The sequence below is a fragment of the Rhodoplanes sp. SY1 genome (genome assembly GCF_046000175.1).
In the GTDB taxonomy this organism is placed as follows: domain Bacteria; phylum Pseudomonadota; class Alphaproteobacteria; order Rhizobiales; family Xanthobacteraceae; genus Rhodoplanes.
In genome coordinates, this window is sequence record NZ_JBEOMB010000335.1 from 1 (window position 1) to 770 (window position 770).

The 770-nt window shown below is 67.5% G+C and carries 1 protein-coding gene and 1 pseudogene; both read right to left on the reverse strand.

What is annotated here, in order from left to right:
• A pseudogene (locus tag ABTU92_RS29480) lies at positions 1 to 190 on the reverse strand (hypothetical protein); the annotation flags it as partial.
• A 1-nt stretch (position 191) separates the two neighbouring features.
• On the reverse strand, positions 192 to 770 hold a 579-nt coding region (locus ABTU92_RS29485; protein WP_408095100.1), incomplete at its 5' end, for an AAA family ATPase.

The following is a 770-nucleotide window of genomic DNA, read 5'->3' on the forward strand; positions in this document are numbered from 1 at the left end:
CGGCGACCAGCCGGCGGACGAAGTCGTGGATGCTGGAGCGGTGAGCGTTGGTGTGCTCGACCACTTCGCCGCCGGACCATTCGCCCAGCCGGTCCAGCGCACGGATCACGGTCCAGTAATGATCGTGGCCGCGCGGGATGACGATCGGCGCCTTGACGGCGGTGGGTGCTGGGACGAGGCGCTTCCCCATCTCAGGCGCTCCAACTGTCGGCGTTGCGAGGCTCCGGTGCTTTGCTGGTGTAGTAAGCCGTGCCGCCCCACGCCGCGCGATCGACCTCCGCGAGACCGCGGTTCCGCGCCAGCTCCGCGACGCGGGCGAGATTGACGACGATGCGCCGGGCTCGGCCTTGCGATTGACGTCGTATTTCTTCGAGCAGGTCGGCACCGACCGAGATGCGCGGATACAGCATGCCGGCGAGCGCGATGGTGTCGTCGAGGTCGCACGGCTGCGCAGCCATGAACTCGAGCACGCGGTTATGCACCCGTTCGATCTGCGCCAGCTTTTTCGGGAGCCGCTCTTCGCCGATCAGGATGACCGGGCAAAGCGAGACTTCCCCGATCTCGCGCACCAGCTCGATCATTCCCTTGTCGACCAGCTTGTCGGCCTCGTCGACGATCAGGGGCCGGCGGGGATCGTCGCCGAGCAGCGCCTTCGCCTGCTCGGTCATGTCCGCGATCGTCCCGCGCGCCTGGACGCCCAGTTCGAAGAGGATCGACTTGACCAAGGTCTTGCGGGTCCAGCTCTCGCCGACCTCGACCCGCACGGCGCG